Genomic DNA, 8116 nt, shown 5'->3' on the forward strand with positions numbered 1-8116 from the left:
GGCCCCCCGGCCCGGGGGGGGGGCGGGGGGGGGGGGGGGCCCCCGCCCCCCCCCGGCCCGGGGGGGGGGGGGGGGCCGCCCGGGGGGGGCGGCGGGCCCCGGGGGGGGGGGGGGGGGGGGGCCCCCCCCCCCCGACCCTGTGGTGTGTCAGCTGGCCTGCAGCGTCACGTCGTCGACGACGAAGCTGGTCTGCAACGAGGCGTCCTCCGTGCCGGTGAACTTCAGCGTCACCGTCTGGCCCGCGTACGCGGCCACGTTGAACGACCGCTGCGTGTAGCCCGCCGCCGCGTTCAGGTTCGAGTACGTCGCCAGCGTCGTCGAGCCCACCTGCACCACCAACCGGTCGTACGCGGTGCTGGTCGTCGTCTCCGCCGTGTCGACGTGCAGCCAGAACGACAGCGTGTAGCTCGCACAGCCCGCCGGGATCGTCACCGACTGCGACAGCGTCTCCGTCCGCGTCGAGCCGTAGCCCAGCATCCACGCCTTGTACGAGCCCGTCCGCGCCGGCTGGCGGGTGTCGTTGGTGATGACGCCGGACGACGCCGTCCACGGCGACGACCCGCTCTCAAACCCGCCGTTGCCGATGAGCTGCCCACCGGAGCAGCCGCCGCTGCCGCCGACGGTCAGGGTGTAGCTGGCCGACCGCGAGACGCCGCCGGAGCCCGCGCCGGTGACCGTGACGGTGTAGGTGCCCAGCGTCGCCGAGGCCGACGCGCTGAGCGTCAGGGTGGCGGAGCCGCCGGAGGTGACCGACGACGGGCTGAACGAGGCGGTGACGCCCGCCGGCAGGCCGGTCGCCGACAGGCCGACCGTCTGGGCCGTGCCGGCGGTGGTGGCCGTGGAGACCGTCGCCGTGGTCGACGCGCCCCGCTGCACCGAGCCCGACGTCGGGCTCACCGCGACGGAGAAGTCGTTGGTCGCCGAGCCCACGGCGAGCTGCCAGATGGCGTACGCGATCCCGTCGGCGCTGCGGTTGAGCACCGTGGCGCTGACGTTCGAGGTGGTGTCGCAGGACCGGTGGTAGCAGGGGTCGTACGCCGAGCCGGACGTGCCGCCCCACTTGGTGGCCTGCGCCGAGGTCTTCCGGGCGCTGGCCCCCGCGGCGTACCCGGAGGTCTGGATGCCGGCCTGCGCGAACGGATAGTCGTCGGAACGGCCCTGGCCCTCGACGTTCTCCTCGGGCTGGATGTTCAACGAGTCCCAGTACGCCTTCAGCGGGGCGGCGGTGGCGGAGGTGATCCGGTTGATGAAGTAGCCGCCGTTGGTGGAGCCGATCATGTCGAAGTTGTAGTAGCCCTTGATGTAGCCCCGCTGGGTGGCGCTCAGCGAGCGGACGTAGAAGTCGGAGCCGTTGAGGCCCTGCTCCTCGTCGGTCCACCAGGCGAACCGGACCCGCTTGGTCATCGTCGGGTTCTGCTGGGCCAGCACCAGCGCGTTCTCCAGCAGCGCCGACGAGCCGGTGGCGTTGTCGTTGATGCCCGGGCCGGCGGACACGCCGTCGAGGTGCGAGCCGAACATGACGACCTGGTCGGCGGGGCCGCCCGGCCACTCGGCGATCAGGTTGTTCGACCGGTACGTGCAGTCGGTGCAGACCTGCTCGGTGACCGTGTAACCGGCGGCCTGGAGCTTCGTCTTGACGTACGCGACGGAGGCCGTGTAGCCGGCGGACCCGGCCCGCCGGTTGCCGCCGTTCTGGGTGGCGATGGTCTGGAACTGCGTGAGGTGGGCCTGGACGTTGGCCACCGCGATGTCCGGCGCCGCCAGGGCCTGCGCGGCGGGCGCGAGCACGCCGGCGGACGGGGCCGCCGCCGCCGGCCCGACGGCCGGTGCGACCGCGGCGGCGGCGAAGACGGCGAGTGCGGCACCGACGGTCAGGACTCTTCGTTTCATGGACGCTCCTCGATAGGTGACGACATGATGCCACCTTGGAGCGCGTTTTGGGGAGACAGTGGAGGGACGGCGATCCCGGCCGCCGGCGCGCGTGCGCACGACGGCCCGGGCGTCGCCGGCCCGCCCCCGCGCGGGGCGGACCGGTTTGTCCCGTGCGCCCCGCTCAGGTGCGGCGGAGCATCGCGAGGAACATCGCGTCGGTGCCGTGCCGGTGCGGCCACAGCTGCACCGTCGGCCCGTCGCCGAGGCCGGGCATGCCCGCCGGCAGCAGCGGCCGGGCGTCGACGAAGTCGACAGGCACGCCGGAGCGGCGGGCCGCCTCGGTCACCGTCACGTGCGTCTCCACGGTGTGCGGGGAGCACGTCACGTAGGCGACCAGCCCGCCCGGCCGGACGGCGCGCAGCGCCGCGGCGAGCAGCTCACGCTGCAACCGGGTCAGTGGCGGCAGGTCCGAGGGCTGGCGCCGCCAGCGCGACTCCGGGCGGCGGCGCAGCGACCCCAGCCCCGTGCAGGGCGCGTCGACGAGCACCCGGTCGAAGTGCGCCTCCGGCAGCTTCGGGTCCGCGCCGACGGTGCGGCCGTCGATGTTCAGCACGTTCACGGGCAGGCCCCGGGTGGCCTGCTCGACCAGCCGGGCCCGGTGCTCCGAGACCTCGACCGCGGTCAGCCGCGCGTCCCGCTGGGCGGCGAGGGCACCGAGCAGGCCGGACTTGCCGCCCGGTCCGGCGCACAGGTCCAGCCAGCGCCCGTCCGGGCCGTCGAGCGGGGCCACCGCGAGGGCGTTGGCCACCAGCTGGGAGCCCTCGTCCTGCACGTGGGCACGCCCCTGCGCGAGCTCCGGCAGGTCGCCGGGCGCCCCACCGGAGAGATAGACCGCGTACGGGGAGAAGGCCCCCGGCGCGCCGCCGGCCTCGTCGGCCAGCTCCGCCGGATCGGCCAGCCCGGGCCGGGCGCACAGGTGCACCGGAGGGCGCTCGTTGTCCTCGATGAGCAGCCGGGTGGTCTCGCCCAGGTCGCCGCCGAGCGCCTCGGCGAAGGCCCGCACGATCCACTGCGGATGGCTGTACGCCAGGGCCAGGTGCCCGATCGGGTCGCTCTCCGCCGACGGGGCCAGCTTGGCCACCCAGGCGTCGGCGTCGCGGCCGGCCACCTCGCGCAGCACCGCGTTGGCGAAGCCCGTCGCGCCGACACTCACCGACTTGACCAGGTCGACGGTCGAGGAGACGGCGGCGTGCGCCGGCACCCGCGTGTGCAGGAGCTGGTACGCCCCGAGCCGCAGCGCGTCGCGCACCGGCGGGTCGATGCGCTGCACGTCCCGCCCGGCGGCGTCGCCGAGGATCGCGTCGAGGGTGCCGAGGTGGCGCAGCGTGCCGTAGGTCAGCTCGGTGGCGAAGGCGGCGTCCCGGCCGACCAGCCCCGCGTCGCGCAGGAGCGACGGGAGCACCAGGTTGGCGTACGCGTCGTCCCGGTGCACCGCCGCGACCGCCTCGTAGGCCACCTGGCGGGGCAGGTCCACCGCCGGGCGGGCCGGGGGACGCCGGCCGCCGTCGCGGCGGTCACCGCCGGCCCGGGCACCCCACTGGCCGCCCCGCGCCGGCCGCTCGCCGCGCTGGCCGCCCGAGGGACGCTGCTCGCGCCCACCGAAACGCTCACCGCCGGAACGCTCACCGCCGAACCGTTGACCGCCGGAGCGCTCACCGTCGGGGCGCTCGCCGCGCCGTTCGCCGGAGAAGCGGTCGCCCGAGGGCCGTTCCGAAGTGCCCGTCACGCGACTTCCTCCCCCGCGGCGACCCGGACGCCCCGCGCCCAGTCGGTCGCCGGCATCGCCCGCTTGCCCGCCGCCCGGACCTCGCCGAGCCGCACCGGGGTGGTGGCCGTGCCGGCCAGCACCCGGGACTTCTCCACCAGCAGCTCGCCCGGCTTCAACTCCGGACCGTCGGGCACCGGGGTGACCGGGCCCAGCTTGACGCGCTCGCCCCGGAACGTCGTCCACGGGCCGGGCGCCGGAGTGCAGGCCCGGATCCGCCGGTCCACCGCGAAGGCGGGATCGGACCAGCGCACCCGGGCGTCCTCCACGGTCAGCTTCGGCGCCAGCGACACCCCGTCGGCGGGCTGCGGCTCGGCCCGGGCCGTGCCGTCCTCGATCGCGTCGAGGACGGCCACCAGCAGGCCGGCGCCGGAGTGGGCCAACCGCTCCAGCAGGTCGCCGGACGTGTCGGCCGGACGGATCTCGTCGGTCAGCGTGCCGTAGACCGGACCCGTGTCCAGCCCCTCTTCCAGCTGGAACACGCTCGCCCCGGTCAGCTCGTCGCCGTGCAGCACGGCGTGCTGCACGGGCGCGGCCCCGCGCCAGGCGGGCAGCAGCGAGAAGTGCAGGTTGATCCAGCCGTGGCCGGGGATCTCCAGGGCGGCCGGCGGCACCAGCGCGCCGTAGGCGACCACGGGGACGCAGTCGGGGGCCAGCTCGCGCAGCCGGTCCTGGAACTCCGGCTCACGCGGCCGGGCGGGGGTGAGCACCTCGATCCCGTGCTCGTCGGCCCACGCCCCCACCGGGGAGCGGGCCAGCCCGCGACCGCGCCCGGCGGGGGCGTCCGGCCGGGTGACCACTGCGACGAGCTCGTGCCGGGAGGCGGCCACGGCGGCCAGGGCGGGAACGGCGACGGCCGGCGTGCCGGCGAAGATCACGCGCACGGGCTCACCGACCCAGACCGAAGGGGCTGCCCGCGGCGTGCGGGTTGAGCTTGACCGTCGGCGGGATGGCCGGGTCGTACCACTCCGCCTGGCGGATCGCCTTCATCGCCTCCTTGCGCCCGGCCGGGTCCAGCCGGTCCACGAAGAGCACCCCGTCGAGGTGGTCGGTCTCGTGCTGCACGCAGCGGGCCATCAGACCGGTGCCGACGATCTGCATCGGGTCGCCGTAGCCGTTGAAGCCCTTGGCGATCACGTTCTGCCGGCGCTTGGTGTCGAAGTAGAGGCCGGGGATGGACAGGCAGCCCTCGGGGCCGTCCTGCTCCTCGGCGTCGGGAAACTCCAGCACCGGGTTGACCAGGTGGCCGACCACGTCGTCGACGTCGAAGGTGAACACCCGCAGGCCCACACCGAGCTGCGGCGCGGCGAGGCCGGCGCCGTTCTGCTCACGCATCGTGTCGGTCAGGTCGGCCACGAGCTTGCGCAGCTCGACGTCGAAGTCGACCACCGGATCGGCCGGCGTGCGCAGCACCGGATCCCCGAACAGACGGATGGGCTGGACGGTCACTCGGCATGGCTCCTTCGGCGGGCGGACTGGTGCCGTACCAGTCTACGGAGTGCCGTCGGCCGCCCCGGCCGGCGTACCGCGAAGCGGCGCGGCCCGTCGCGTGTCGATGGTCACCGGGAGGCGCCCGTGGCCGCGCAGGAAGCGGCTCAGACGGCGGTGCCCGGCTCGCCGGCCAGGACCGCGTCGCCGCGGAGCAGGGCGTGCTCGGGCAACGGCAGCTCGATGGAGTGGGCGGCCTCCCAGTCGTGGATCAGACCGGGCCGGGCCTGGGCGGCGAAGTAGTCCACCGCGCTCATCCCGCCGACCACCGGCTCGTCCACCTCGGCGACGAGCTGGGCCGGCACCAGGCGGAAGCCGTTCTGGAGGGCGGCGCTGAGGCGGCGGTGCCCGTCGACGACGAAGAAGTACTCGCCGGTGTAGCCGATCCGCAAGGGCTCCAGCGCCTCGTCGCCGGCGGCGGCCACCTCCCCGACGAACTCCGAGTCCCACAGGTCGCGCAGGTGGGCGATGTCCTCGGTCGGGTAGACGCGGGCCGGGTCGAGCAGCAGCAGCGGCGGCGCGTCGCGCAGCACGTCCGCGCACAGCCGGCCCTCGTACGCGTCGATGATGTGCTCGATGACCTCGGAGGCCGAGGCGCGGGTGGTGTCGCAGATCAGGTCGTAGTTGCGCAGCCGGGCCTTGTCCACCCCGTAGCGGACGATGAACCGGCCGCGCTCGCTCTCGCTGCGCTCCAGCAGCTTGGCCTTGGCCTCCTCCATCGAGGCGTAGCTCTCGGCCGGGCCGGAGGGGCGGGCGAGCACCCGCCGGGCCGCCTCGCCCGGCTCGGTGATCATGTGCACCTTGAGCGCGTCGGTGAAGAAGTGCCAGGCCAGCCGCGAGTCCATGACGAGCCGCTCGCCCGAGGCGGCGATGTCCCGCTGGAGCTGGTCGACGTAGCCGTCGACGGCCTGGTCCAGCTCCGCGTGCAGGTTGAGCTGGAGCGCGGTCATCTGCCGCTCCTGCGCCATCTGGCGGTAGAGGTCACCGACGCTGACCCGGCGCAGGCCGAGCCGCTCGGCGATCACCACGGAGACGGTGCTCTTGCCGCTGCCGAGGTCACCATTGAAGACGATCGACTGACGAACGGTCACGACTGGTCCACCCCTGATCACCGGCTGTTTGGAATCATCGACACCGCGCCGAACCGACGCGCTCCCGCCATCGTCGCGCGATCCTGCGACGACCCCGGCTCGGCGCGGTGTGGCGCCGCGCCGCGACCTGGAGCCGTCGTACGCCCGGGCATGACGGGCGATGCTATCACCCGCGTGTCGACACACCGCCGGACACGGCGTGCGACGACGGGCCAGGTCGGGCGGTGGGTGCGGCGCCGGATCGGCCGGGCCACCGGTCAGAAGAGGGCCAGCGGGTCGACCTGGAGGCGGACCGGCTCGGCGGCCTTGCGGGCGGTGCGCACCCCCGCCGCCGAGTGCAGCGCGCCGGCCAGCGCGCCGGCCCGAGCCCGGGGGACCCGGACCAGCATCCGCTCGCGCTCCCCGTCGGCCGGCACCGGCCCGAGCAGCTCGGCCTCCGCCGGCAGCCGGGCCTCGGCCAGCAGATCGGCCACGGCGGCCGGCAGGCCGGTCACGCTGGCCATCCGCACCGCTGGCGGGAAGCCCAGCTCCCGCCGTTCGGCCAGCTCCCGGGCGGCGAACCAGCCGGCGTCCCAGCGCAGCAGCGCCTGTACGGGGGCGAGGGCCCCGTCGGCGACCACCACCACCCGGCCGCCGGCGGCGGCGGGACGGGCCAGCGCGGCGGCCGCCAGCCAGCGGCGCAGCGCCTCCTCCCCCGCCCGCAGGTCGGCCCGCGTGAGCAGGGCCCACGAGTCGAGCAGCAGCACCGCCCCGAAGCCGCCGTCGGCGACCGGCTCGGCGCCGGGGGTGGCGATGACCAGGCCGGCGCCGCCCGGGACCGTGGCCAGCACCTCCTCCCGCCCGGAGGTGCGCACCGGCACGCCGGGGAAGGCCCGGCCCAGTTCCTCGGCGGTGCGCCGGGCGCCGGTGACGGAGGCGCGCAGCCGCCGCCCGCCGCACTCCGGGCAGGCGTACGCGGCGGCGACCCGCCCGCACCAGCGGCAGGCCGGGATGCCCTCGGCGGAGGGCAGCGCGAGCGGGCCGGCGCAGTGCGGGCACCGGGCCGGGGTGCGGCACTCGGCGCAGGCCACCGACGGCAGGTAGCCGCGGCGGGGCACCTGGACCAGCACCGGTAGGTCCGCCCGGAGCGAGTCCCGGGCGGTCGTCCAGGCCAGGCTGGGCAGCCGGGCGGTGGCCGCCCCGGGGTCCCGGGCCAGCTGCGGGTCGTCGCCGGTCGGCGCGATCGCCGGCATCCGGGCCCGGAGGGTCGCCCGGTCGGCCACCACCTCGCGGGCCCATCCGGTCTCGACCAGCAGCTGCGCCTCGGCGGTGCGGGTGTAGCCGCCCACCAGCGCCGCGGCGTCGCCGAGCTGGGCGCGGGTGAGCAGCACCTCCCGGGCGTGCGGATAGGGGGCCCGGGGCTCGGCGTGCAGGTCGTCGCCGTCGTCCCAGATCGCCACCAGCCCGAGCCGGGCGACCGGGGCGAACATCGCGGCCCTGGTGCCGACCACCACCGCCACGTCGCCGCGCCGGGCGGCGAGGAACGCGCGGTAGCGCCGGGCGGGACCGAGCGCGGCGGAGAGGCAGACGTGCCGCCCCGGGCCCAGGGCGGCGTGCAGGGCGGCGTCGAGACGGTCCAGGTCGCGGTTGTCGGCGACGACCACCACCGCGCCCCGGCCGCCGGCCACGGTGGCGGCGACGGCCTCGGCGTACCGGGCGGGCCAGTCCTCCCCCGGCAGCGCCGACCAGACGGCCCGGGCGGCCCGGCCGTCGGCGAGGGCTCGGAGCAGGGCCGGCCCGGTCGGGTAGTCCCGCCAGGCGTCGGGACCGGGCCCGGCCGGCGCGACGGGGTTCTCGTCGG

At 76.1% G+C, this 8116-nt stretch carries 6 protein-coding genes; all 6 read right to left on the reverse strand.

Annotation, left to right across the window (positions count from 1 at the left end):
• Positions 1–147: 147 nt before the first annotated feature.
• Positions 148–1890, reverse strand: coding sequence for a M28 family peptidase (locus tag ACGFNF_RS09475; RefSeq protein ID WP_393166901.1), 1743 nt, complete (start codon positions 1888–1890; stop codon positions 148–150).
• A gap of 163 nt (positions 1891–2053) precedes the next feature.
• Positions 2054–3658 (reverse strand): RsmB/NOP family class I SAM-dependent RNA methyltransferase, encoded by a 1605-nt coding sequence (locus ACGFNF_RS09480; RefSeq protein WP_393166903.1) that lies wholly within the window; start codon positions 3656–3658, stop codon positions 2054–2056.
• Positions 3655–4581, reverse strand: a complete 927-nt coding sequence (gene fmt / locus ACGFNF_RS09485) for a methionyl-tRNA formyltransferase (RefSeq protein ID WP_393166905.1) — start codon at positions 4579–4581, stop codon at positions 3655–3657. Before fmt ends, ACGFNF_RS09480 begins: the two co-directional genes overlap by 4 nt.
• A gap of 4 nt (positions 4582–4585) precedes the next feature.
• Entirely contained in the window at positions 4586–5146 is a 561-nt protein-coding gene (gene def, locus ACGFNF_RS09490) for a peptide deformylase (protein ID WP_393166907.1), read from the reverse strand.
• Positions 5147–5292: 146 nt separating this feature from the next.
• Positions 5293–6276, reverse strand: a complete 984-nt coding sequence (locus tag ACGFNF_RS09495; protein WP_357579337.1) for an AAA family ATPase — start codon at positions 6274–6276, stop codon at positions 5293–5295.
• Positions 6277–6533: 257 nt separating this feature from the next.
• Positions 6534–8116, reverse strand: a 1583-nt coding sequence (locus ACGFNF_RS09500; RefSeq protein WP_393166909.1) for a primosome assembly protein PriA, incomplete at its 5' end; no start/stop codon positions are given.

The sequence above is a fragment of the Micromonospora sp. NPDC048868 genome (genome assembly GCF_043198195.1).
In the GTDB taxonomy this organism is placed as follows: Bacteria; Actinomycetota; Actinomycetes; order Mycobacteriales; family Micromonosporaceae; genus Micromonospora; species Micromonospora reichwaldensis.